This window comes from Pseudomonas sp. F8002, from assembly GCF_013385495.1.
Classification (GTDB): domain Bacteria; phylum Pseudomonadota; class Gammaproteobacteria; order Pseudomonadales; family Pseudomonadaceae; genus Aquipseudomonas.
The window spans coordinates 43,627-65,374 of sequence record NZ_JACAPW010000034.1; the positions used below are offsets into that span (position 1 = coordinate 43,627).

A 21,748-nucleotide genomic window follows, 5' to 3' on the forward strand; every position below is an offset into this window, starting at 1 on the left:
AAAAACCTGAGAGCGCCGCGTTCATCCAGAATGCCCGCGTCATCGTTAACGACCTTCGCGAGCAAGCCCGCTCCCACATTTGGACCGTGCCCGCTTTAGATTTTGATTTTGCTCTACAACACTCAAGCCGGCCGGTAGGCCGCTGTAAGAGCAGAACCGTCAGCGGCCGTTACCGCAGCAATGGATATGTACTCAAACCCGGCACGCTAAATCGACAACCCCTTGAAATGCTCCTGCAAAAACTCCACACACGCCCGCAACTTCCCGGAGTAGGCCAGCCGCGTCGGGTACACCGCCCACACGTTGGCGCTCTGGGTGTAGTCGTGCAGCACCTGCACCAGTTTCCCTTGCTCCAGCAGCGGCTTCACATCCCACATCGAACGCAGCAACACGCCGCGCCCGTCCAGGGCCCATTGCAAGACGATCTCGCCGTTATTCGACGACAACGGCCCGCGCACGCGCACGCTTTCCTGCACGCCATCGCGCTCCAGGTGCCAGATGCCAAACGCGTTGTCGCGCTCCTTGAGCACCAGGCAGTCGTGCTGTTCCAGGTCGCTCAAGTGCTGCGGCACACCACGGCGTTCGAGGTAGGCGGGCGCCGCACACAGCACCCGCCGGTTACTCACCAGCCGGCGACCGATGTGTTGCCCGGGGATGTCGTCGCCCACGCGAATCTCCAGGTCGAAACCCTCGCTGACGATATCCACCACCCGGTCGAACAGGTCCAGGCGAATCTCCAGGTCCGGGTATTGTTCGGCCAATAGCGACAAGGCCGGTGCCACATGGTTACGGCCGAACCCGAAGCTGCTGCACAAATGCAGGTGGCCGCGCGGGCTGTCGTGGGCGTCGGAAAGCTCGTCGGACAACTGCTGGAAGTCTTCGAGAATCCGCACGGCCCAGCGCTGCACACGCTCGCCATCTTCGGTCAGGGCGATACGGCGGCTGGTGCGGTGCAGCAGGCGGGTGGCGAGGGTGGTTTCGAGAATCTGGATACGCTTGCTGACATAGGCCGGGGACAAACCCAGCTCGTCGGCAGCCGCAGCAAAGCCGGCCTTGCGGATCACGGTCAGGAATACCCGCAGGTCTTCAGGTAGGGGCACGGTATCTTTCTTGTTGTTCATCAGAAACAGGCATGGCGGCATGAACCGCCAGAATAGCACCGGTATGGCGAAGGAGTTTCTGTGGTGAGGGAGCTTGCTGTGGCGAGGGAGCTTGCTCCCGCTGGAGTGCGTAGCGCTCCCAAAGATCTTGGGGCCGCTGCGCAGCCCAGCGGGAGCAAGCTCCCTCGCCACAGGGGATTGGTGTTTAAGGGTTACTCGGCGGCGATCTTCGCCTGGGCGGCGGCCCGTGCATGGCGGCCGTGCTTGAGGGCGATGGGCGCCATTTTCTCGCGATCCAGTTCACCTTCCCACGCAGCCACCACCAGCGCCGCCACGGCATTGCCGATGATGTTGGTCAGTGAGCGGCATTCGGCCATGAACCGGTCCACACCCAGGATCAGCACCATCGCCGCCACCGGTACCGTCGGCACCACCGCGAGGCTGGCGGCCAGTGCGACAAAACCTGCGCCCACCACCGCACCGGCGCCTTTTGAGGTAAGCATCGCCACCGCCAGCAGGGTCAGTTGTTGCTCCAGCGTCAGGTCGATATTGGTCGCCTGGGCCAGGAACAGCACCGCCAGGGTCATATAGATGTTGGTGCCGTCCAGGTTGAAGGTGTAGCCGGTGGGCACCACGATCCCCACCACGCCTTTGGACGCGCCAAGGCTTTCAAGTTTCTGGATCAGTTGCGGCAGTGCCGATTCGGAGGAGCTGGTGCCCAGCACGATCAACAGTTCAGCCTTGATGTACGTCAGCAGCTTGAAGATGCTGAACCCCACATACCGGGCGATGCTGCCCAGCACCACGGCGACGAAGAAAAACGCGGTGACGTAGAACGTACCCACCAGTTTCAACAGCGGCAGCAGCGAGCCCAGGCCGTATTTGCCGATGGTGAAGGCGATGGCCCCGAAGGCCCCGATCGGCGCGACGCGGCTGATCATCCCGACGATGCGGAAGAACACTTCGCTGGCCTGGTTGATCACGCCGACCAGGGGCCGGCCCTTCTCGCCGATCATCACCAGCCCGAGGCCAAACAGCACCGACACAAACAGTACCGGGAGGATTTCGCCTTTGGAGAAGGCGTCGAAGAAGGTAGTGGGGATCACATGCATCAGGAACCCGGTGACGCCTTCGCCGTGTTCGGCCTGGCCGACAAAACCGGCGATGGCGGAGGTGTCGAGGGTCTTCACGTCGATATTGAAACCCACGCCGGGGTGCAGCAGGTGCGCGGCGAGGATGCCGATTACCAGGGCGATGCTGGAGACGATCTCAAAGTACAGCAGCGCCTTGCCGCCGACGCGGCCCACCTGCTTCACGTCGTGCATGCTGGTGATGCCGGAGACCACGGTGCAGAAGATGATCGGGCCGATGATCATCTTGATCAGCTTGATAAACCCGTCGCCCAACGGTTTGAGGTCGATGCCCACCTGAGGCCAGTGGTTGCCGATCAACACGCCCAGCACAATGGCGATGATCACCTGCACATACAGGGTTCCCAGCAGTTTTCTGATTGTCATTTTTATTATCTCGAGACGTTTTTTGGGCAAGCAGATCCCGTCGCAGGCTGTTTCATGCCTGCGGGGCGGGATCGGTCAGGTCAGCGGTTCATAAAGGCTCAGCGAAGGAAGGTCAGGACTTCGCCGAGCAGCACTTCAGGGATTTCTTCTGCGATGTAGTGGCCGGCCGGCAGGGCCTTGCCACGTACGTCGGTCGCGACTTTCTGCCATTCCTTGAGGGGTTCGAAGCAGCGCCCGACGGTGCCTTCGGCGCCCCACATCACCAGCAGCGGCAGCTCCAGGTGGTTGCCCTTGTCGATATCGGCGCGGTCGTGCTCAAGGTCGATGCCGGCGGCGGCGCGATAGTCCTCGCAGATCCCGGTGGCGGTGCCGGGCAGTTTCAGGCAACGCAGGTATTCGGCGAAGGCTTCATCGGTGAACGGCTTGAGCCCGGCACTGCGGCTGCCCATGACGCTGCGCAGGTAGAGTTCCGGGTTGCCTTCAATCAGGCTCTCGGGCAACGGCGCCGGGCGGATCAGGAAGAACCAGTGCCAGTAGGCGCGGGCAAAGGCTTCGTCGGTCTGGGCGTACATGGACAGGGTTGGTGCGATGTCCAGCAGCACCATGCGCTGCACGGCCTTGGGGTGGTCCAGGGCCAGGCGATGGGCGACGCGGGCGCCACGGTCGTGGGCCAGCACCGAGAACTCGTCGAAGCCCAGGGTCTTCATCAGTTCGACGCCGTCGCGGGCCATTTCGCGTTTTGAATAATTGGTGTGATGGTCAATGGCGGCGGGCTTGCTGCTGTCGCCATAACCGCGCAGGTCGGCGGCGACCACGGTGAAGTGTTCGGCCAGTTGCTCGGCGACCTTGTGCCAGATGACGTGGGTCTGCGGGTGCCCGTGCAGCAGGAGCAGGCCGGGACCCGCGCCGCCTTTGCGGTAGCTGATGTCCACACCGTTGACGTGGCGCTGGTCTTTTTGGAATCCGGCGAACATGGAATGACTCCTTGTGATGATTGCTTGCATCCTGAAATCACACGGCGCCCGGGGCAAGGGGGAAAGCGTGGAGGGGTTGTTCATGAAGTGTGTTGAAGCCCGATCTTTCAGGCAGTGCAGGTCAACGGTGGGAGCTGGCTTGCCTGCGATGCAGGCAACTCGGTGTATCAGTCGCACCGGAGGTGATGCCATCGCAGGCAAGCCAGCTCCCACAGTTGGGTTGTGTCGCCCAGTCGACTTTATCCTTGTTTGAACAACGCCTCGGCACGCTGGCGAACCTGCGCCTCGGTCAAGTCTTCCTTGCGCGTGGCCAGGAACCACACATGCCCGAACGGGTCTTTCAGCGTCCCGGAACGGTCACCGTAGAACTGATCCTTGGGTTCTGAAATCGCCGTGCCGCCGGCCTTGATGGCCTGGGCGAACTGTTGGTCGACATCTTGCACATAGAGATGCAGGCACACGCTGGGGTGTTCTTTTCCCGGGCTGCCGAACGACATTTCGCCACAGGGCGAGGCCATCATGATCGCCGAATCGCCAATGCGCAGTTCGGCATGGCCGATCTTGCCGTCGGGCATGTCCAGGCGCATGACTTCGGTGGCACCAAAGGCTTGCTTGTAGAACTCGATGGCTTCAGCGGCTTTGTCGATGCCCAGGTACGGCGTGATGCTGTGGTAGCCCTCGGGAATGGGTTTAACGCTCATATCGTTCTCCTTGATGGTGGTAGTGGAGGGACGGCTTTTTCACTATAGGCCACGTGCGCCGTGGCTTGCGGGCAGCCGACGAGGTGTTGCCCAGGCAACAGCAAACCGGCAGTTTGCTGCGCCAAGGGCGGTCTGCCGCGCGTATATCGGGAGCAAACCCTTGTGTTTGAAGGCCAGGCGCCTCAGGCACAGAAGCTGCAATGCCTCTGGCAAACCATTCGCCCGAGAGCGTTGTATGTCTGTACTGCCTGTATCTGCCGATTACCCGATTCACACGCCCCACGCCGAGTTGATCCGCGACGAGGCCCACGCACTGGCGATTGCCCACCGAGTCGCTGCCGTGTTGCTGGAGCAGGACGCCGAGCGCGATCGCACCCGCCAGGTGCCCGCGGAGGTCGTCGACTTGTATTCCAACAGCGGCCTGTGGGGCATCAGCGTGCCCCGCGAGTTTGGTGGTGCCCAGGTGTCATACGCGGTGTTGGCCCAGGTGATTGCGATTATCTCGGCGGCCGACCCTTCGCTGGGGCAAATCCCGCAGAACCATTACTGCCTGCTGGAAGATATCCGCCTGCAAGGCACGCCCGAGCAGCAGGCGTACTTTTTTGGCCTGGCGCTGGAAGGGCATCGGTTTGCCAATGCGCTGTCGGAAACCGGCGGCAAGAACGTCCAGGACATCCAGGCGACCATTCGCCGGCAAGGCGATGGCTATGTGATCAACGGTCGCAAGGGTTATTGCACCGGTTCGCTGTATGCCCACTGGCTGGCGGTGCTGGCGCTGGATGAACAGCAAAATGCGCAATTGGCGTTCGTGCCGCGCGGCACTGAAGGCCTGGTGGTGGTCGACGACTGGGACAGCATGGGCCAACGCACCACCTCCAGCGGCACGGTGCTGGCCGAAGGCTTGAAGGTGCCGGCGTTCAATCTGTTTCCTACCCATCGTTCCTACGATTCGCCGACCCTGGCCGGGCCTTTCGCTCAATTGACCACCGCCGCCATCGATGCCGGCATCGCCCGTGCCGCGTTGCGTGACACGGTGCAGTTCGTCCGGCAATTCGCCCGTCCATGGATCGATGCCGGGGTGGAAAAAGCCAGTGAAGACCCGTTGACTATCATCCAGGTCGGCGCGCTGGATATTCGCCTGGAAGCGGCGGAAGCCTTGCTGGAGCGGGCCGGAAAGGCCCTGGACGCCGCGCGCCCGGCACCCGATGAAGACAACGTTGCCCACGCCTCCCTGGCTGTCGCGCGAGCCAAGGTACTGACCACTGAAATCGCCATTGAAGCCAGCAACAAGCTCTTCGAACTCGGCGGCACCCGCTCCACCTTGAAGAAGCACAACTTCGACCGTCACTGGCGCAATGCACGGGTGCATACCCTGCATGACCCGGTGCGCTGGAAGTATCACGTGGTGGGCAACTGGCTGCTCAACGGCGCCAAGCCACCGCGTCACGATTGGTCTTGACCCATGGCCGAGCTGTTTAAAAACATCTATTGGGCCGACATCGGCCAAGCCTGCCTGGAAACCCTGAGCATGCTCAGCGCGGCCCTGGGTTTTACCGTGCTGCTGGGGTTGCCGCTGGGGGTGCTGTTGTTCCTCACCGGCAAGCGCCAGTTGCACGAAACCCTGGTGGTGTATCGGGCGCTGTCGGTGGTGGTCAACGTGCTGCGCTCGCTGCCGTTCATCATCCTGCTGATTGTGCTGATCCCGGTGACCACCTTGCTGGTGGGCACCTCCCTGGGCGTGGCCGGTACGATTCCGCCGTTGGTGGTGGGCTGTACGCCGTTCTTTGCACGGCTGGTGGAAACCGCCTTGCGCGAAGTCGACCGTGGCGTGGTGGAGGCCACTCAATCCATGGGCGCCAGCACCTGGCAGGTGATCCGCCACACGCTGTTGCCGGAAGCCCGGGGCGGGCTGCTGGCAGCGGTCACTGTCACCGCGATTGTGCTGGTGGACTACACCGCCATGGCCGGGGTGATTGGTGGCGGTGGCCTGGGCGACCTGGCTATCCGCTACGGCTATCAGCGTTTCCAGACCGACGTGATGGTGGTCACCGTGTTGCTGCTGTTGGTGCTGGTGCAGGCCCTGCAGATGACCGGTGACCGTTTGGTGGCGCATTACAGCCGCCGTTGATTCCTATAACTAATGCCTTCGGAGCAACCATGAAAAAATCCCTGGCCATCTTGGCCGCTGTCTTGTCCTTCAATGCCGTTGCCAACGAGACGCTGGTCGTCGGCGCCACGCCCGTGCCTCACGCCGAGATCCTCGAGTTCGTAAAGCCGGTGCTGGCCAAGGAAGGCGTGGACCTGCAAATCAAGGTCTTCACCGATTTCATCCAGCCCAACCAGCAACTGGCGCTGAAGAACATCGACGCCAACTACTACCAGTACCGGCCATTCCTGGATGACTACAACAAGACCCGGAATACCAACCTGGTGCCGGTGGTCGGTGTGCACATCGAGCCTTTCGGCGCGTACTCGACCAAGATCAAAAATATCTCGGAGTTGAAAGACGGCGCGACAGTGTCGATCCCCAACGACCCGGTCAACACTGGCCGCGCCTTGGTGCTGCTGGACGAAGCCGGCCTGATCAAGCTCAAGGACCCGAGCAACACCCTGGCCACGCCGCGGGATATCGTTGAAAACCCCAAGCACCTGAAAATTCGTGAACTGGAAGGTGCGTTGCTGGCCCGCTCGGTGAGCCAGGTGGACCTGGCGTTCGTGTTTGCCAACTACGCCCTGGAAGCGGGGATCGACACCAACAGCGCGTTGATCGTCGAGAAGGGCAAGAGCCTGTATGTGGAGTACCTGGTCGCGCGCCCGGACAACATCAATGACCCAGGCATCCAGAAACTGGCCAAGGCGTTGAACTCCGATGAAGTGCGCCAGTTCATCCTGACCCGCTATAAAGGCCAGATTGCCCCGGGATTCTAAGTCTGACGGCGATCAAAATGTGGGAGCGGGCTTGTGTGGGAGCGGGCTTGCTCGCGAAGGCGGTGGATCAGCCACTGCATCTGGCGACTGACACCCCGCTTTCGCGAGCAAGCCCGCTCCCACATTGATCGAGTTTTACCCCGCCATTATGTGGACGGCTCCAAGAGTTGTGCCCCAGGCCCGCGCTCACCCAGCACGTCGTCGTGATTGCGCAGCGGGCACGCCTCCAGCGACAGGCACCCGCAGCCAATACAGCCGTTGAGTTTGTCCCGCAGCAGCATCAGTTTTTCGATGCGCTGGTCCAGGTCCTCACGCCATAGCGCAGACAGGCGCTCCCAATCGGCAGCGTTGGGCGTGCGGCCATCGGGCAAGGTTTGCAGCGCGTCATGGATCGTCGCCAGGGGAATGCCCAAACGCTGGGCAATCTTGATCACCACCACCCGGCGCAACACATCCCGCGGATAGCGCCGCTGGTTGCCGGCGTTGCGGTGGCTCTTGATCAATCCCTTGGTTTCATAAAAGTGCAGCGCGGTAACCGCCACGCCACTGCGGGCTGCCAATTGGCCGACGGTGAGTTCTTTGGTGACCATGAAAAAGCCCTTGACCTTGACTTAACTAGAGGTTTTACCCTGCGTGGCATCGAATCGCAAGATTGTGCCTACAGTGAGAGGGGAATGTTCATGCAGGTATTAGAGAAGAGTCTGAGTTTTACCCAGATGGTCGAATTCCACATCGAGCCTCAGCAGCAATCCGCGTTGGTAGCGGCCCTGTCATCGCAAAGCGAGCGCCTGGCCCAAGGCCATGGTGGCTTTATCAATGCCAGCGTGCAGGTCAGCGATGATGGGCGCCGGGTGCTCAGCTACCTGCAATGGCGCTCCCGCGAGGAGGGGGAAGCGGCCTTCAAGTGTTTTGAGCACGGTGAGGAAGACTTCTGGACGCTGATCCGCGCCCACCAGGCCACGGCGGTGACCTTCGGTTCGTTCCAGGTGCTGCGCAGCATCGAGCGCAGCCATGACAACGCTCTGCACTGCCGCCTAAATTGACAGGTGCAGCATGCGCTCGCCCTGTACGTTTTCGCCGGGGCGTCGCTTGTTCACCGCCAGCTCGCCGATCTTGATCAAACGGGTACGGGTCACGTTGCGGCTCAGGCCCAGCAGGTTGGCGGTGTGCACCTGGTTGTAATGGCTGAAGCGGTAGGCGGCGCGCAGCAGCGCATCCTCGACCTTTTCATGCAGGGCCCCGGCCTGTTCCTCGAAGAGCTTTTGAAAGGCGCGTTCCAGCAGGGCTTCGGCGCTGTTGTCGGTGCCGTGCTGGCTGTCGTCCTGACGCTCGATGCGCATGTTCGACAGGCGCAGGTCGTCGCGCTCGATCACCCCGTTGCGGCAGATCAGCAGGGTGTGGTGGATCACGTTTTCCAGCTCGCGGATGTTGCCCGGCCAGCTGTAGCTTTTGAGTTTCTGCTCGGCCTCGCGGCTGATGGTGATCGGGCCGTAACCCAGGCGCTGGCTGTAGGCTTCGATGAAATGCCGGGTCAGTGGCAGGATGTCACCGGGCCGATCCCGCAGGGGGCTGAGTTCGAGGCTGACCACGTCTAGGCGGTAGTACAGGTCTTCGCGGAAATGCCCGGCATTGATGGCTTTCTCCAACTGAACGTTGGTGGCCGCCAATACCCGCACGTTGATGGGAATGCTTTTGCGTGAGCCCAGGCGCACCACTTCGCGTTCCTGCAGTACCCGTAGCAGCTTGACCTGGATCGCCATCGGCAAGTCGCCGATTTCATCGAGGAACAAGGTGCCGCCGTCCGCCTCTTCGAACCAGCCGGCCTTGGCACTGAGGGCGCCGGTGAAGGCGCCTTTTTCATGGCCGAACAGCTCGGCCTCCACCAACGATTCGGAAAACGCGCCGCAGTTCACGGCCACGAAGGGCCGGTTGCGCCGGGCGCTGAGGTTGTGGATATGGCGCGCCACCAGCTCTTTACCGGTGCCGGTTTCGCCGATGATCAACACGCTGGCTTCGCTGGGCGCGACTTGCTGGATGTGCGCCAGCAGCGCCTGGGATTTGGGGTCTTCGAAGACCTGGGCCGTGGCGCGGATCGAGGTCGCAAGAGCGGGCGAGGGCGGTAAGGTTAAAAGCTGCATGGGCACCTCTTCTAGGAGTAGAACGTGGGAATCGGCAGGGACTGGTTCAACGCCCAGTCCCCCAGTTCGTGGAGCTTGTAGTCCACCGGGTCGTGCAAGGTTTGCGTGCGCAGGTTGCGCCAGTGCCGGTCCAGGCGCAGCGAGGCGTGGGTGGAGCGCGCGCCGGTGACTTCGAACAGGCGGCTGCACAGCTCCAGGCCGTTGCGGGTGGCAGCGACCTTGGCCGTGGCGATGGCGATGGCCAGCTCGCCGCGCTCGCTTTCACTGAGGCTCGGGCCCTTGGCCCAGGCCTGGTCCAGCAGTTCGGCGGCGCGTTCTACCAGCAGGCGCACGCCTTCCAGTGCGACCCAGAATTCGCCGTAGTGGTTGAGCACGTACGGGTCCTGGCGAATGTCCTGCACCGTGGATTTATGCCAGGGCCGGGTTTCGGTCAGGGTGTAATTCCGGGCTTCGGCAAAGGCGCCTTCGGCGATGCCGAGGAACATATGGGTGAAGGTCAGTTGAGCGATCAGCGGGCGCAGGCAGGCGAAGGGCGTACTCAGCGGGCCGGGATCGAGGAGCAATTCCGACTCTTCCACGCGTACCCGTTCGAAGCTGGCGCTGCCGCTGTCGGTCTGGCGCTGGCCGATGTTGTTCCAGTCATTGTGCAGGGTGATGCCACTGCGCCCGCTGGGGATGGCCGCGATCAGCAGCTTGCCGCCGGCGCTTTCATCCACCGCCGAGGCGATCAGCATTTCCGAGTCGCTGGCTCCGGAGCAAAAGCTCTTCTTGCCGGAGAATTCGCGCCAGCCGTTGTAGGCTTTGACCACCGTGCGCGTGTCCAGCGGGTTGAGGGCGTTGCCCCAGAACCAGTTCTTGCGCGCGGTTTGTTCGAACCAGGGTTGCCATTGCTCCGGGCGTGAGAACAGGCGAACGGTGGCGAGCATCAGGTGATGAAAACCGAAGACGTGGGCGATAGAGCTGTCGACCTTGGCGAATTCGCGAACGATCTCCAGGGTTTCGCTCCAGCGGGCGCCGAGGCCGCCGTACTGGGTGGGAATGCTCAGGGCCAGCAAGCCGCTTTGGCGCAGGGCGTCACGTTCGGTCTTCGGTGTGCCGCCGCGCTCGTCGCGTTCGACGGCAGTGAGGGCAAATTCGGCGGCCAGCAGTTTGGCGGTCTGCAAGGGTGAGGGCAGGACGCTGTTGGGTTTGGCTGTCACGCGGTATTCCTCATGGTGTGCCGGGGGGGGCCCCGGCAGACGGCAGGTCAGGCCTTGGCTTTTGCCGGCAGGACGTCGTTGGCAATCATTTCGCCGAACGGCCCGGTGAGGTTGGTGACGCCGCGCCCGGCCAGGCTGGCGTAGGGTTCCGGCAGCAGCGGGAACACCAGTTCGGCAAAGCGATACGCCTCTTCCAGGTGCGGGTAGCCGGAGAAGATGAAGCTTTCGATGCCCAGGTCTGCGTATTCCTTGATGCGCTCGGCAACTTGCTGAGGGTTGCCCACCAGGGCCGTGCCCGCGCCGCCACGTACCAGGCCGACGCCGGCCCACAGGTTGGGGGCGATCTCAAGGTTGTCGCGGCGCCCGTCGTGCAGGGCGGCCATGCGCCGCTGGCCTTCGGAGTCAAAGCGCGAGAAGGATTTTTGCGCGGCGGCGATGGTTTCGTCGCTGATGTGCTCGATCAGTTTCGCTGCGGCTTTCCAGGCGTCTTCTTCGGTTTCGCGCACGATCACATGCAGGCGAATCCCGAATTTGACGGTGCGCCCGTGGCGGGCGGCGCGCTCACGCACGTCGGCGAGTTTCTCGGCGACGGCGGCCGGTGGTTCGCCCCAGGTCAGGTACACGTCGACTTGTTCGGCGGCGAGGTCGTGGGCAGCGTCCGAGGAACCGCCGAAGTACAGCGGTGGATATGGCTTCTGCACCGGTGGGTAAAGTGCCTTGGCGTTCTGCACGCGCAGGTGTTTGCCTTCGAAATCCACCGATTCGCCCTGCAACACGCGGCGCCAGATCTTGAGGAATTCGTCGGTCACTTCGTAGCGTTCGCTGTGATCGAGGAAGCTGCCGTCGCCGCGGTTTTCGTCGGGGTCGCCGCCGGTCACCACGTTGATCAACAGGCGGCCATTGGACAGCCGGTCGAGGGTGGCGGCCATGCGGGCCGAGACGGTTGGCGAGATGATCCCCGGGCGAATCGCCACCAGGTAACGCAGGCGTTCGGTCAACGGCACCAGCGCCGAGGCAATCACCCAGGAGTCTTCGCAGGAGCGGCCGGTGGGAATCAGCACGCCGTGGTAGCCGAGGTTGTCGGCGGCCTGGGCGACTTGTTTTAAATAGTTGAGGGTGACCGGGCGAGCGCCCTGGGTGGTGCCCAGGTAGTGGCCGTCACCGTGTGTAGGCAGAAACCAGAAAACATCCATGACAAATCCTTAAGCGATTTTCAGCAGAGAGGTGGGATGCGCGGCAAACAACGGCGCGGCGCGTTCTGCAGCAAGGCGAATGCGGGCCTTCAAGGGCTCACTGGTTATGTGGTAATCGGTGAAATCGGCCTCGGTGGCGTACACGCCAATGGGCAAGGTCAGGGCCTGGAAGAAACTGAACAGCGGGCGCAACTGGTGATCGAGTACCAGGGCGTGGCGTTCGCTGCCGCCGGTGGCCGCCAGCAACACCGGGGTGTTGATCAGGGCGTTGAGGTCGACCAGGTCGAACAGGTGCTTGAGCAGGCCGGGGTAGGAGCCGCGATACACCGGCGCGGCAACGATCAGCAAGTCGGCCTGTTCGATGGCCTGCAGTTGCGCTTCGACGTCGGCGGGCAATTCCTGGCGGGACAGTGCGCCGCCCAGCGGCCGGGCAATGTCGCCCAGTTCGATCAGGGTGGCCTGGATCGGCAATTGATCGGCCAGTTCGGCCAGCACCGCCTGGGTCAACACCAGGGTGCGGGACGGACGCCAGGTTCCGCCGGAGAGGGCAACGACATTCAGTGGACGGGTCATCAACAGTTCCTTTTTCAACAGTGGCTCAGGGCAAGAGCAGTAGCAGGGCTTGAGCAAGAGCTGTACCAAGCTGTGCAGCCCTTGACTGGCGTGGCCTCTGTGCCAGGTGTTGGAAAATGGTGGTGTTGTCTGCCTGGTGTTTTGTTGAATGACTGTTGCCTGGGCAACAGTTGCCAGGCGAACAGTGGCGTGAGTGTTGAGGCCATTTATAGAGGGTTGTGTTTATTCCGTAAATGAACGTATTTCCATATTTATAGACCTACATGGAATATAAGGCGCGACTATCAGAAGTGTCGCAAAGGTTGATAGCGACTATCACGGCTGATGATTTTTCACCGTGCAGGGGCGGGAGTAGCCTGTACTCATTGACTTCAGCCCGTTTCGCAGGACCTTCGCCATGAACCGTTTTCTCGCCATTTCCGTATTGCTTGTCACCTCAGTCCTTGCCGGTTGTGCGACACATTCGTCGCCCGAACTGCGTGGCTACTCGGCCGAGGAGAGCAAGGAACTGGCGCTTGAAGCCCTGAGCCGTCGAGGCCTGTCATTTGATGAATACCAACAGAAGAAAGCCGAACTGACCGGCCAGCCACAGAACACCTTCGGTTTCGACCGTCAGGGTGAGATGAATGCCGAGCGCAGCATGACGCTGCACGGTCGCCCCAGTTGAGTCAGTGGCGAGGTCTGAAAAGCCCGAGGTTTCCCACAGGAACCTCGGGCTTTTTGTTTGCCATCCGTTTCCCGGAGCCTGTTAAGCTGAATTTCAGGAGCGTTCCTACGCACTTTTAAATAAAGTGGTCTTTCTTTAACGGCACGGGATCAGGTAAACCATCTTCCTTCCTGATTGCGGCCCCTGAGACGTTGTTCTCGGGAACCTGCTCTGCGAGTCTTTAACGTCATGAATAAACGTCCGCTGTATTTCGACTACGCCGCCACCACGCCGGTGGATGAGCGGGTCATCCAGGTGATGGTCGAGTGTCTGGGCTTCAATGCCAACTTCGGCAACCCTGCGTCCAGTTCCCACGCGTTCGGCCAACAGGCCCGGCAAACGGTTGAGCAGGCACGGGGCCAGGTGGCTGAGTTGGTCGGCGCCGAGCCGGCACAGATTGTCTGGACCTCCGGTGCCACCGAGTCCAACAACCTCGCCATCAAGGGCGTTGCCCAGGCGCGCGGCGTGGCCGGCGGGCACATCATCACCAGCCAGATTGAACACAAGGCCACGCTCGACACCGCTCGCCAGTTGCAGGAAGCCGGGGTTGCCGTGACGTACCTGGTGCCGGACGCCGAGGGTTTGATCAGTGTCGAGGCGGTGAGCGAAGCATTGCGTGAGGACACCTTCCTGGTGTCGCTGATGCTGGTGAACAACGAGCTGGGCACTCTTAACGATATCCGGGCGATTGGCGCACGCGTGCGCGAGCATGGCGCGCTGTTTCACGTAGATGCGGCGCAGGGCGCAGGCAAGGTCGAGATTGACCTGGCCGAATGGCCAGTGGACCTCATGTCATTTTCCGCACACAAACTCTATGGTCCCAAGGGTATCGGCGCGTTGTACGTCGGCCCACGTGCGCAGCAGAAAGTGCTGGCGCAGATTCACGGCGGTGGCCATGAAGGTGGTTTGCGTTCGGGCACCCTGGCAACTCACCAGATTGCCGGCATGGGCACCGCGTTTGCCCTGGCGGCAGCGTCCTTTGCTGAAGAAAAGGCGACCATCGTTGCCTTGCGCGAGCGCCTGCTGGAACAGCTGAATACAATTGCCGGGGTGCGCCTTAATGGCAGCCTTACCCAACGCATTCCCCACACCCTGAGCCTGACGTTCAGCGAAGGCGAGTTCAATTCCGCCGCCTTGAGCGCGGGCATTGCCTTCTCGGCCACTTCGGCCTGCAATTCGGCGAGCAATGCACCGTCCCATGTGCTTCTGGCGCTGGGCCATGATGCCCGCAGCGCAGGTCGCACCATTCGCTTGAGCCTCGGGCGGTTTACCACCGAGCAGGATATCGATCAGGCGGTACAGCTGATCAAGGCCGCACTGGCCAGCGCACCGGCTTTCTGGGCCGTTTGACCCCATAACAATTATTAGTGGTTAGCAGGAGACACGATGAGCACACAGCCTTTGACCCATGGAACGGTTCCCCAGCGCCTGGCGCACACCCGCGAACTGATGAGCCGCGAGGGCATTCATGCCCTGTTGGTGCCGTCGGCGGACCCGCACTTGTCCGAATACCTGCCGGGTTACTGGCAGGGCCGTCAGTGGTTGTCGGGTTTCCATGGGTCGGTGGGCACGCTGATTGTTACTGCGGATTTTGCCGGTGTATGGGCAGACAGCCGCTATTGGGAACAGGCGACCAAGGAGCTCAAGGGCAGTGGCATCGAGTTGGTCAAGCTGCAACCCGGCCAGCCCGGGCCGCTGGAATGGCTCGCGGAGCAGACGCCGGAAGGCGGCGTGGTGGCCGTTGATGGTGCGGTCATGGCCGTGGCCTCGGCGCGCACCCTGGGCAGCAAGCTGGAGGCACGTGGTGCACGCTTGCGCACGGATATCGACTTGTTGAATGAAGTCTGGCAAGACCGTCCAACCTTGCCGAACCAACCGATCTATCAACATCTGCCACCCCAGGCCACCGTCAGCCGTGGCGAGAAGCTCGCAGCCCTGCGTGCCAGCTTGAAGGAAAAGGGGGCCGACTGGCATTTCATCGCGACCCTGGATGACATTGCCTGGCTCTTTAACCTGCGGGGTGGCGACGTTTCGTTCAACCCGGTGTTTGTCTCGTTTGCCTTGATCGGCCAGCAGCAGGCGACGCTGTTTGTGGCCCTGAGCAAAGTCGACGCCGAGCTTCGCGCGGTGCTGGAACAGGATGGCGTGACCCTGCGCGATTACAGCGAAGTCGCAGCGGCGTTGAAGGACATTCCTTCGGGCGCGAGTGTGCAGGTCGACCCGGCCCGGGTGACCGCCGGCTTGCTGGAAAACCTGGGCAGTGGCGTCACGCTGATCGAGGGGCTTAACCCGACCACCTTGGCCAAATCGCGCAAGAGCCTGGCGGACGCCGAGCACATTCGCCAGGCCATGGAGCAGGACGGCGCGGCCCTGTGTGAATTCTTCGCCTGGCTCGACAGCGCGTTGGGCCGTGAGCGCATCACCGAGCTGACCATTGATGAGCACCTGACGGCAGCGCGTACCCGTCGTCCGGGTTATGTGTCGCTGAGCTTCAATACGATTGCCGCATTCAACGCCAACGGCGCGATGCCGCACTATCACGCGACCGAGGAAGAACACGCGCTGATCGAGGGCGATGGCTTGCTGCTGATCGACTCGGGTGGCCAATACCTGGGCGGCACGACCGATATCACGCGGATGGTGCCTATCGGGACGCCAAGCGAAGAGCAGAAGCGCGATTGCACGCGGGTGCTCAAAGGTGTGATTGCCTTGTCCCGCGCGCATTTCCCCAAGGGCATTCTTTCGCCGCTGCTGGATTCCATCGCCCGTGCGCCGATCTGGGCCGAGGGCGTGGACTACGGCCACGGTACCGGTCATGGCGTCGGCTATTTCCTCAATGTGCATGAAGGCCCGCAGGTGATCGCCTATCAAGCCGTCGCCGCACCGCAAACCGCGATGCAGGCCGGCATGATTACGTCCATCGAGCCCGGCACTTACCGTCCGGGGCGTTGGGGTGTGCGCATCGAGAACCTGGTGTTGAACCGTGAAGCGGGCAAGACCGAGTTTGGCGAGTTCCTCAAGTTCGAGACACTGACACTGTGCCCGATCGACACCCGTTGCCTGGAGCCGTCGTTGCTGACGGTGGAAGAACGCCAGTGGTTCAACGATTACCACGCGCAAGTCCTTGAGCGCCTGAGCCCGCTGCTCAGTGGCGCGGCACTGGAATGGTTGCAGGTGCGTACGGCCGCTATCTGAGGGGCTGCAGTTCGGGCGCCTGGGTCAGGGCATCGGCCATGTAGTCGATAAACGCTTTGACCCGGGCGGACTGGCGGCGATTGGGTGCCGAAACGGCATGAATCGGCAGCGACTGCGGGGTGTAGTCCTGCAGCAAGGCGACCACCCGGCCGGCCTTCAGGTCATCAAAGAACAACCACAGGGGCGACAGCGCAATGCCGTGCCCCGCCAATACCATCTCGCGTATAGCCTCGGAGTTATTGCTCTGGGCGTTGCCCTTGATCTTGACGCTGTGCCGCGTCCCGTCCTTTTCGTAGACCCATTGGTTCTGGCTGCTGAGCAGGTTGAACAGCAGGCAATTGTGCCGGGCCAGCTCTTGCGGTGTTTGCGGCGCCGGGTGTTTGGCCAGATAGGCCGGACTGGCGAGGGTGACCCGGTGAGTAGTGCCGATCTGCCGGGCGATCAGGCCGCTGTCGCGCAACTCGCCGATGCGTAGGGTAACGTCCAGGCCTTCGCTGACCAGGTCCTGATTTTGATCGTTCAGTTGCAGGTCAACCTGTACCTGTGGGTATCGATCGAGAAATCCCGCCAGGCGTGAGGCGATGTGCAGGCGACCGAAGCTCACCGACGAGCCAATGCGTAACGGACCGGCGACAGCCTCCTTGCCGGACTGGAAGCTGTGTTCTGCAGCATCCACCGCCGCGAGGATTTGTCGGCAATGGCTGTAATAGCGCTGGCCTTCGTCTGTCAGGGAGAGTTTGCGGGTGCTGCGGGAAATCAGCTTGCCGCCCAGTTCTGTCTCCAGTGCACGCAGTACTTTGCTGATAGTGGGCTGAGTGGTCTGCAACTCCCGGGCAACCGCAGAGAAACTCCCGCGCTCGATCACTCGAACGAAAATGGCCATTGCGTTGAGCTTATCCATGGAGCTACCGATTCATGCCAAATGAGCATGTTCACTATAGCCGTTTAGCGTCTTATCGGCATGAATGGCCGGGCACATCATGGTGATCACTTCCTGATGAATCGAGATCGCGACCATGACTGATACAACTCAAATGCACGCCCTGGTGGTGGATGTGGCGAATGGGCCGTTACGGCTGGCAACGATTCCAAGGCCGACGCCTGGGGATGGTGAGGTGCTGGTGAAGATCAAGGCCAGTGGCCTCAACCCGTTGGATGGGAAAATTCGAGCAGGCGAGGCGGCCCATGCCCGTCAGCCGTTGCCGGCTGTGATTGGCTTGGACTTGGCGGGGATCATCGAGACGGTGGGCCCGGGTATCAACGAGTGGAAGGCGGGCGACGAGGTGTACGCCCTGGCGACGGGAGTGGGCGGCCTCCAGGGTTCGTTGGCGGAGTTTGCCGTGGTGGATGCGCGCTTGCTGGCGAGAAAACCCGTGACCCTGAGCATGCGCGAAGCCGCGGCATTGCCGCTGGTGCTGATCACCGCATGGGAAGGGCTGGTGGACCGTGCGCATGTAGGCCCGGGGCATAAAGTACTGATTCAGGGCGGTGCGGGTGGTGTAGGACATGTCGCCGTGCAAGTGGCTAATGCATTTGGCGCCGAGGTGTTTGCGACCGGTTCAGCCAGGCAGCGGGCGTTGATCGAGGGGCTGGGCGCTACGTTTATCGACTACCAACAGCACACCGTCGAGGAGTATGTAGCCTTGCACACGGCGGGCGAAGGTTTTGACATTGTGTATGACACGGTGGGCGGGCCGACGCTGGATGCATCCTTCCGGGCGGCCAGGACTTATCACGGGCATGTGCTGAGTTGTCTTGGCTGGGGTTCTCATAGCCTGGCGCCGTTGTCGTTTCGCGGGGCGACTTACTCCGGGGTGTTTACCCTGCTGCCGATGCTGACGGGCAAGGGGCGGGAGCACCACGGGCAGATCCTTGCCGAGGCGGCGCAGTTGATTGATGACGGGAAGCTCACGCCGATTCTCGACGGGCATCAATTCGACCTGCACTCGGCAAACGCCGCCTGCGAGTTACTCGCCGGCGGCGCTCAAGGGCGTCTGGTGATTGAAATCTAGCTCAGCGCTTCGCGGACAAACTCCAGGCGGTCCTGGCCGAAAAACAACTGGTCGTCGACGAACATCGTAGGTGCCCCGAATACGCCGCGCTGGATGGCGTGCTCGGTATTGTCCTTGAGGGTGGCCTTGACGGCATCGTCATTCGTCAACGCGAGGACTGCTTCGGGATCAAAGCCGTGTTCAGCCAGCACCGCAGCCACCACAGCAGGATCACCCAGGTGACGGCCTTCTACCCAAAGGGCACGGAACAGGCAATCGATGAAATCCTGAAAACGCTCGGGTTGGCGCATTTGGACACCGGTGACAGCGCGCATCAGCGTCAATGTATTGATGGGGAAGTGCGGGTTGAACTTGAGCGGAACGTGGTAGCGCTGGGCGTAGCGTGCCAGGTCCTGGAACATGTAGCGGCCTTTGGCGGGAACGGTGGCCGGTGATGCATTGCCGGTGGCCTTGAACACCCCGCCCAGCAGCATTGGCTTGTAAATCAGCTGGGTGCCGGTTGCAGCGCACAGGCCTGGAAGTTGGGTATAGGCCAGATAGGTGGCAGGGCTGCCGAGGTCGAAGAAAAATTCTACTGTTTTACTCATGCTGGATACTCGCAGTTTATTGTTATGGGGCGTGCTTACCAGGGTTCATTCCAGGGGCGCAGGTCCAGCTCGAAGGTCCAGGCGTCCCGGGGCTGGCTGTGCAGGTACCAATAGTTATCGGCGATGTGGTCCGGATTGAGAATGCCGTCCTGATCCTTGAGGGCGTATTTTTGCGGGAAGTTGTCGCGGATGAAGTCGGTGTCGATGGCGCCATCCACGACGACGTGGGCGACGTGGATATTCCGTGGGCCCAGTTCGCGAGCCATGCTTTGCGCCAGTGCACGGATCCCGTGTTTGGCTCCAGCGAACGCGGCAAAGCCGGCGGCTCCACGCAACCCGGCCGTGGCACCGGTAAACAGGATGGTGCCGCGGTTACGGGTGACCATGCGCTTGGCCACTTCCCGCGCGTTGAGGAAGCCTGAGAAACAGGCCATCTCCCAAATCTTGAAGTACTTGCGGGCGGTTTCTTCCAGGATGCTGCACGGCACATTGGCGCCGATGTTGAACACGAAGGCTTCGATGGGGCCCAGCTCGGTTTCAATCCGCTCGATCAGCGCGATAACGTCTTCTTCCTTGCGGGCATCGCAGGCAAAGCCATGCGCCTCGCCACCTGCTGCGTGGATGCTATCCACCAAGGGTTGCAGTTTATCGGCGCTGCGCCGGGTGACGCAGGCGACGTAACCCTCACGGGCGAAACGCTTGGCGATGGCACCACCTGTGGCATCGCCGGCACCCACTACCAGTACGATTTTCTTGTTGTTCGTCATGGGAGATCCTTTAGTAAACGATCGTTTGCCAAACGAACGTTATGCTACGATCCAGCAGGCGTCAAGCTGACAGCACAGTGGAGGAAGCGATGCGATATTCGGCTAGTCACAAGCAGCAAACCAGGGAAAAGCTTCTGAACAGCAGTGCGGCACTGGCGAAGAAAGAGGGTTTTGCCAGTGTCGGGGTGGATGGCTTGATGAAGGCCATTGGCTTGAGTGGCGGTGCGTTTTATAGCCACTTCGCTTCGAAGGATGAATTGTTCAGTTCGATTGTCGAGCGTGAATTGAGCCACAGCCTTGAGCGATTGAATGGCGACGGGGTGCAAAGCCGTGAGCGGCTGGATCGCTGTTTGAAGTTCTACCTGAGCATGGCCCATGTGGAGCAATCCGAAGCCGGATGTGCGTTGCCGAGCCTGGGGGCGGAGATTGCGCGATCTGATGTGGCCGTTCGTCAACAGGCGCAGGACTGGATTTGCCGATTGCAGGTGGGGTGGGCAGCAACACTGGGCAGCGGGGCCCTGGCGTGGTCGATTCTGTCGCAATGCATCGGCGCCCTGGTGGTGGCGCGGATGATGGTCGACCCGCAGGTGCAGGCACAGGTCCTGTCATCGAACTACGAGGTGCTCAGCCAGCAGCTGTCGAGGCTGTGAGGTCATCGACAGTTACTTGCAGATGACAATCATGCTTCGGCTTGTGTAGCCGGCGGGGTTAAGACCGAACGGGTAGTCGCCTGGATCTTCGGCGTTGTCCCCCGACTTGGCGATGACTTTATAGCCTTTGGCGCCACACGAATTAGCTGCACTGGCGTAGCACTGGTCCCAGGAAGAGGACAGGCCTGAGCAGTTGATATGCAGGCCCTTCTTTCCCCGTTTTACTTCGGTCTTGGTGGTCGCGGCACAACCTGCAATTGCCACAATCATGAACAGCATCAAAATTCGCTTCATTACTATCCTTAATAGCCGCCTCGCTTAAGTGCACGAAGCTGGCTTTGCTCGCTCTCGAGTGTAGCGTTCATGATGTCCTTATCGAAAATCTCCATGAATGACACTGGGTTACGACCTAAACATGGCCTAATTGAGCGGCAAATGCCATAGCTACGTCAAATCCTGAATCAATCGGCTGGAACGAGTGGTTTTGATTCGTTACGCATGGTCAGGGTTGCACCCACCGAGGCCAGGATAATGCAGGTGATGGCCAGCCATTGCGCCAGGGACAAGTGCTCTTGAAGGAAAAACAGCCCGGACAGGGCGCCGAACGCGGGTTCGATACTCATCAGGGTTCCGAACGTGCGGGCTGGCAGGCGAGTCAGGGCGACCATCTCCAGGGTGTAGGGCAGGGCGGTGGATAAAACCGCGACACCAATGGCGATCGGGATCAGCGAGGGTGTGAGGAGTGCGGCGCCCGCGTGGACGATACCTATCGGTGCAACAAACAACGCTGCAATCATTACGCCGAGGGCCGCAGTCTGAACGCCATTGTCGGCGCCGGCCTTTTGGCCAAACAGAATGTAGAGTGCCCAGCACGCACCTGCGCCGAGTGCATAGGCGGCGCCTGTGAGGTCAATGCCGCTGCTGGCTTCGCCCACTGGGATCAATAGCAGAAGTCCGACAATCGCCAAGGCTATCCAGAGAAAGTCTACGGCGCGTCGCGAAGCGTAGATGGCGACTGCCAGTGGGCCGGTGAATTCGAGGGCTACTGCGATTCCCAGCGGAACGGTGCGCAGCGACATATAGAAGAGGAAGTTCATTCCCCCCAGCGCCATCCCGTAGACGATCACCGTCTGCAGCGACTTGGCTGTCAGCTTGGCGCGCCATGGTCGTAAAAGGAGCAGCATGATCACACTGGCGAAAATCAGGCGCAGGGTGGTGGTGCCCTGGGCGCCCACGATGGGGAACATGCTTTTGGCGAGTGAGGCGCCTGATTGAATAGAGGCCATGGCAATGAGTAGCAGGCCGACCGGAAACAGTGTCGAAGCCAGGCTACGCGGGGAAGTGGTCATTGAGGGTATTCGTCCGAGGTCGTATTGAAAGAAACCGAGAGGCTATGATGCTTAACTGTCGAGCGTTGAGCAATATATTGCTCAGTTAGTTTAGGGTTCCTTCCTATATAGACGAATTCCGTGATTGTCGGGATGGATTGATAGAAAAGCTGAATTAAG

At 61.2% G+C, this 21,748-nt stretch carries 23 protein-coding genes; 9 read left to right on the forward strand and 14 right to left on the reverse strand.

The annotated features are described in order from the left end of the window. Positions 1-206: 206 nt before the first annotated feature. The 4 genes from HX811_RS24705 to HX811_RS24720 form a co-directional block, all read right to left on the reverse strand. Entirely contained in the window at positions 207-1,121 is a 915-nt protein-coding gene (locus HX811_RS24705) for a LysR substrate-binding domain-containing protein (protein ID WP_177047776.1), read from the reverse strand. A gap of 191 nt (positions 1,122-1,312) precedes the next feature. After that, positions 1,313-2,617, reverse strand: a complete 1,305-nt coding sequence (gene dctA / locus HX811_RS24710; RefSeq protein WP_003207293.1) for a C4-dicarboxylate transporter DctA — start codon at positions 2,615-2,617, stop codon at positions 1,313-1,315. Between the two features lie 98 nt (positions 2,618-2,715). After that, positions 2,716-3,591: an alpha/beta fold hydrolase gene (locus tag HX811_RS24715; RefSeq protein ID WP_177047778.1), complete on the reverse strand. Its 876-nt coding sequence runs from the start codon at positions 3,589-3,591 to the stop codon at positions 2,716-2,718. A gap of 239 nt (positions 3,592-3,830) precedes the next feature. Next, positions 3,831-4,292, reverse strand: coding sequence for a VOC family protein (locus HX811_RS24720; RefSeq protein ID WP_177047780.1), 462 nt, complete (start codon positions 4,290-4,292; stop codon positions 3,831-3,833). 235 nt (positions 4,293-4,527) lie between these two features. Here HX811_RS24720 and HX811_RS24725 point away from each other — a divergent pair, with 235 nt between their 5' ends. The 3 genes from HX811_RS24725 to HX811_RS24735 are packed head-to-tail and all read left to right on the forward strand — an operon-like array spanning position 4,528 to position 7,220. Then, entirely contained in the window at positions 4,528-5,751 is a 1,224-nt protein-coding gene (locus HX811_RS24725; RefSeq protein ID WP_177047782.1) for an SfnB family sulfur acquisition oxidoreductase, read from the forward strand. Between the two features lie 3 nt (positions 5,752-5,754). Then, positions 5,755-6,420, forward strand: a complete 666-nt coding sequence (locus HX811_RS24730; RefSeq protein WP_008430846.1) for a methionine ABC transporter permease — start codon at positions 5,755-5,757, stop codon at positions 6,418-6,420. 29 nt (positions 6,421-6,449) lie between these two features. Beyond that, positions 6,450-7,220: a MetQ/NlpA family ABC transporter substrate-binding protein gene (locus tag HX811_RS24735; protein WP_102369600.1), complete on the forward strand. Its 771-nt coding sequence runs from the start codon at positions 6,450-6,452 to the stop codon at positions 7,218-7,220. A gap of 146 nt (positions 7,221-7,366) precedes the next feature. Here HX811_RS24735 and soxR read toward each other — a convergent pair whose 3' ends face one another. Next, complete coding sequence (gene soxR / locus HX811_RS24740) at positions 7,367-7,810, reverse strand: redox-sensitive transcriptional activator SoxR (protein WP_008430848.1); 444 nt, start codon at positions 7,808-7,810, stop codon at positions 7,367-7,369. 90 nt (positions 7,811-7,900) lie between these two features. Here soxR and HX811_RS24745 point away from each other — a divergent pair, with 90 nt between their 5' ends. Beyond that, positions 7,901-8,263: an antibiotic biosynthesis monooxygenase gene (locus HX811_RS24745; RefSeq protein ID WP_032898632.1), complete on the forward strand. Its 363-nt coding sequence runs from the start codon at positions 7,901-7,903 to the stop codon at positions 8,261-8,263. Here the strand turns inward: HX811_RS24745 and HX811_RS24750 are convergent. Genes HX811_RS24750 through msuE form a run of 4 tightly spaced genes read right to left on the reverse strand, consistent with a single transcriptional unit; the run spans position 8,255 to position 12,323 of the window. Next, on the reverse strand, positions 8,255-9,358 hold the full coding sequence (locus HX811_RS24750) for a sigma-54-dependent Fis family transcriptional regulator (RefSeq protein ID WP_177047784.1): 1,104 nt from the start codon (positions 9,356-9,358) through the stop codon (positions 8,255-8,257). The genes HX811_RS24745 and HX811_RS24750 overlap by 9 nt on opposite strands. Before the next feature lie 11 nt (positions 9,359-9,369). Next, on the reverse strand, positions 9,370-10,557 hold the full coding sequence (locus tag HX811_RS24755) for an acyl-CoA dehydrogenase family protein (RefSeq protein ID WP_003210129.1): 1,188 nt from the start codon (positions 10,555-10,557) through the stop codon (positions 9,370-9,372). 47 nt (positions 10,558-10,604) lie between these two features. Next, complete coding sequence (gene ssuD / locus HX811_RS24760) at positions 10,605-11,750, reverse strand: FMNH2-dependent alkanesulfonate monooxygenase (protein ID WP_003210130.1); 1,146 nt, start codon at positions 11,748-11,750, stop codon at positions 10,605-10,607. A gap of 9 nt (positions 11,751-11,759) precedes the next feature. After that, positions 11,760-12,323, reverse strand: coding sequence for an FMN reductase (gene msuE, locus HX811_RS24765; protein WP_003210131.1), 564 nt, complete (start codon positions 12,321-12,323; stop codon positions 11,760-11,762). Positions 12,324-12,720: 397 nt separating this feature from the next. On the opposite strand from msuE, the gene HX811_RS24770 reads away from it, so the two are divergent. The 3 genes from HX811_RS24770 to HX811_RS24780 all read left to right on the forward strand — a co-directional run bounded on the left by HX811_RS24770 (position 12,721) and on the right by HX811_RS24780 (position 16,224). Beyond that, on the forward strand, positions 12,721-12,990 hold the full coding sequence (locus tag HX811_RS24770) for a hypothetical protein (protein WP_177020568.1): 270 nt from the start codon (positions 12,721-12,723) through the stop codon (positions 12,988-12,990). Between the two features lie 228 nt (positions 12,991-13,218). After that, a complete protein-coding gene (locus HX811_RS24775) occupies positions 13,219-14,379 on the forward strand; it encodes a cysteine desulfurase family protein (protein ID WP_087695274.1) in 1,161 nt (386 codons plus the stop codon). Positions 14,380-14,415: 36 nt separating this feature from the next. Then, the gene (locus tag HX811_RS24780; RefSeq protein WP_008430859.1) at positions 14,416-16,224 is read left to right on the forward strand and encodes an aminopeptidase P family protein; all 1,809 of its coding nucleotides are present in this window, start codon (positions 14,416-14,418) and stop codon (positions 16,222-16,224) included. Here the strand turns inward: HX811_RS24780 and HX811_RS24785 are convergent. Continuing rightward, positions 16,217-17,125 carry a LysR family transcriptional regulator gene (locus tag HX811_RS24785; RefSeq protein WP_177020566.1) on the reverse strand — a complete coding sequence of 303 codons (909 nt, stop codon included), beginning with the start codon at positions 17,123-17,125 and terminating at the stop codon, positions 16,217-16,219. The genes HX811_RS24780 and HX811_RS24785 overlap by 8 nt on opposite strands. Positions 17,126-17,240: 115 nt before the next feature. On the opposite strand from HX811_RS24785, the gene HX811_RS24790 reads away from it, so the two are divergent. Beyond that, positions 17,241-18,236 (forward strand): zinc-dependent alcohol dehydrogenase family protein, encoded by a 996-nt coding sequence (locus HX811_RS24790; RefSeq protein WP_177047787.1) that lies wholly within the window; start codon positions 17,241-17,243, stop codon positions 18,234-18,236. Here HX811_RS24790 and HX811_RS24795 read toward each other — a convergent pair. Beyond that, positions 18,233-18,823 (reverse strand): 2-hydroxychromene-2-carboxylate isomerase, encoded by a 591-nt coding sequence (locus HX811_RS24795; RefSeq protein ID WP_177047789.1) that lies wholly within the window; start codon positions 18,821-18,823, stop codon positions 18,233-18,235. The genes HX811_RS24790 and HX811_RS24795 overlap by 4 nt on opposite strands. A gap of 35 nt (positions 18,824-18,858) precedes the next feature. Further along, entirely contained in the window at positions 18,859-19,590 is a 732-nt protein-coding gene (locus HX811_RS24800) for an SDR family oxidoreductase (protein ID WP_003210139.1), read from the reverse strand. A gap of 89 nt (positions 19,591-19,679) precedes the next feature. On the opposite strand from HX811_RS24800, the gene HX811_RS24805 reads away from it, so the two are divergent. Further along, positions 19,680-20,240, forward strand: coding sequence for a TetR/AcrR family transcriptional regulator (locus HX811_RS24805; protein ID WP_177047791.1), 561 nt, complete (start codon positions 19,680-19,682; stop codon positions 20,238-20,240). A 12-nt stretch (positions 20,241-20,252) separates the two neighbouring features. Here HX811_RS24805 and HX811_RS24810 read toward each other — a convergent pair whose 3' ends face one another. Both HX811_RS24810 and rhtA read right to left on the reverse strand, forming a co-directional pair. Then, a complete protein-coding gene (locus tag HX811_RS24810; RefSeq protein ID WP_003210144.1) occupies positions 20,253-20,534 on the reverse strand; it encodes a hypothetical protein in 282 nt (93 codons plus the stop codon). A gap of 167 nt (positions 20,535-20,701) precedes the next feature. After that, the gene (gene rhtA / locus HX811_RS24815) at positions 20,702-21,589 is read right to left on the reverse strand and encodes a threonine/homoserine exporter RhtA (protein WP_003210146.1); all 888 of its coding nucleotides are present in this window, start codon (positions 21,587-21,589) and stop codon (positions 20,702-20,704) included. Between the last annotated feature and the right edge of the window lie 159 nt (positions 21,590-21,748).

Coding starts and splice junctions, on each gene's coding strand:
- HX811_RS24705 (WP_177047776.1), bottom strand. CDS start 1,121: ATGAACAACAAGAAAGATACCGTGCCCCTACCTGAAGACCTGCGGGTA.
- dctA (WP_003207293.1), bottom strand. CDS start 2,617: ATGACAATCAGAAAACTGCTGGGAACCCTGTATGTGCAGGTGATCATC.
- HX811_RS24715 (WP_177047778.1), bottom strand. CDS start 3,591: ATGTTCGCCGGATTCCAAAAAGACCAGCGCCACGTCAACGGTGTGGAC.
- HX811_RS24720 (WP_177047780.1), bottom strand. CDS start 4,292: ATGAGCGTTAAACCCATTCCCGAGGGCTACCACAGCATCACGCCGTAC.
- HX811_RS24725 (WP_177047782.1), top strand. CDS start 4,528: ATGTCTGTACTGCCTGTATCTGCCGATTACCCGATTCACACGCCCCAC.
- HX811_RS24730 (WP_008430846.1), top strand. CDS start 5,755: ATGGCCGAGCTGTTTAAAAACATCTATTGGGCCGACATCGGCCAAGCC.
- HX811_RS24735 (WP_102369600.1), top strand. CDS start 6,450: ATGAAAAAATCCCTGGCCATCTTGGCCGCTGTCTTGTCCTTCAATGCC.
- soxR (WP_008430848.1), bottom strand. CDS start 7,810: ATGGTCACCAAAGAACTCACCGTCGGCCAATTGGCAGCCCGCAGTGGC.
- HX811_RS24745 (WP_032898632.1), top strand. CDS start 7,901: ATGCAGGTATTAGAGAAGAGTCTGAGTTTTACCCAGATGGTCGAATTC.
- HX811_RS24750 (WP_177047784.1), bottom strand. CDS start 9,358: ATGCAGCTTTTAACCTTACCGCCCTCGCCCGCTCTTGCGACCTCGATC.
- ssuD (WP_003210130.1), bottom strand. CDS start 11,750: ATGGATGTTTTCTGGTTTCTGCCTACACACGGTGACGGCCACTACCTG.
- msuE (WP_003210131.1), bottom strand. CDS start 12,323: ATGACCCGTCCACTGAATGTCGTTGCCCTCTCCGGCGGAACCTGGCGT.
- HX811_RS24770 (WP_177020568.1), top strand. CDS start 12,721: ATGAACCGTTTTCTCGCCATTTCCGTATTGCTTGTCACCTCAGTCCTT.
- HX811_RS24775 (WP_087695274.1), top strand. CDS start 13,219: ATGAATAAACGTCCGCTGTATTTCGACTACGCCGCCACCACGCCGGTG.
- HX811_RS24780 (WP_008430859.1), top strand. CDS start 14,416: ATGAGCACACAGCCTTTGACCCATGGAACGGTTCCCCAGCGCCTGGCG.
- HX811_RS24785 (WP_177020566.1), bottom strand. CDS start 17,125: ATGGATAAGCTCAACGCAATGGCCATTTTCGTTCGAGTGATCGAGCGC.
- HX811_RS24790 (WP_177047787.1), top strand. CDS start 17,241: ATGACTGATACAACTCAAATGCACGCCCTGGTGGTGGATGTGGCGAAT.
- HX811_RS24795 (WP_177047789.1), bottom strand. CDS start 18,823: ATGAGTAAAACAGTAGAATTTTTCTTCGACCTCGGCAGCCCTGCCACC.
- HX811_RS24800 (WP_003210139.1), bottom strand. CDS start 19,590: ATGACGAACAACAAGAAAATCGTACTGGTAGTGGGTGCCGGCGATGCC.
- HX811_RS24805 (WP_177047791.1), top strand. CDS start 19,680: ATGCGATATTCGGCTAGTCACAAGCAGCAAACCAGGGAAAAGCTTCTG.
- HX811_RS24810 (WP_003210144.1), bottom strand. CDS start 20,534: ATGAAGCGAATTTTGATGCTGTTCATGATTGTGGCAATTGCAGGTTGT.
- rhtA (WP_003210146.1), bottom strand. CDS start 21,589: ATGACCACTTCCCCGCGTAGCCTGGCTTCGACACTGTTTCCGGTCGGC.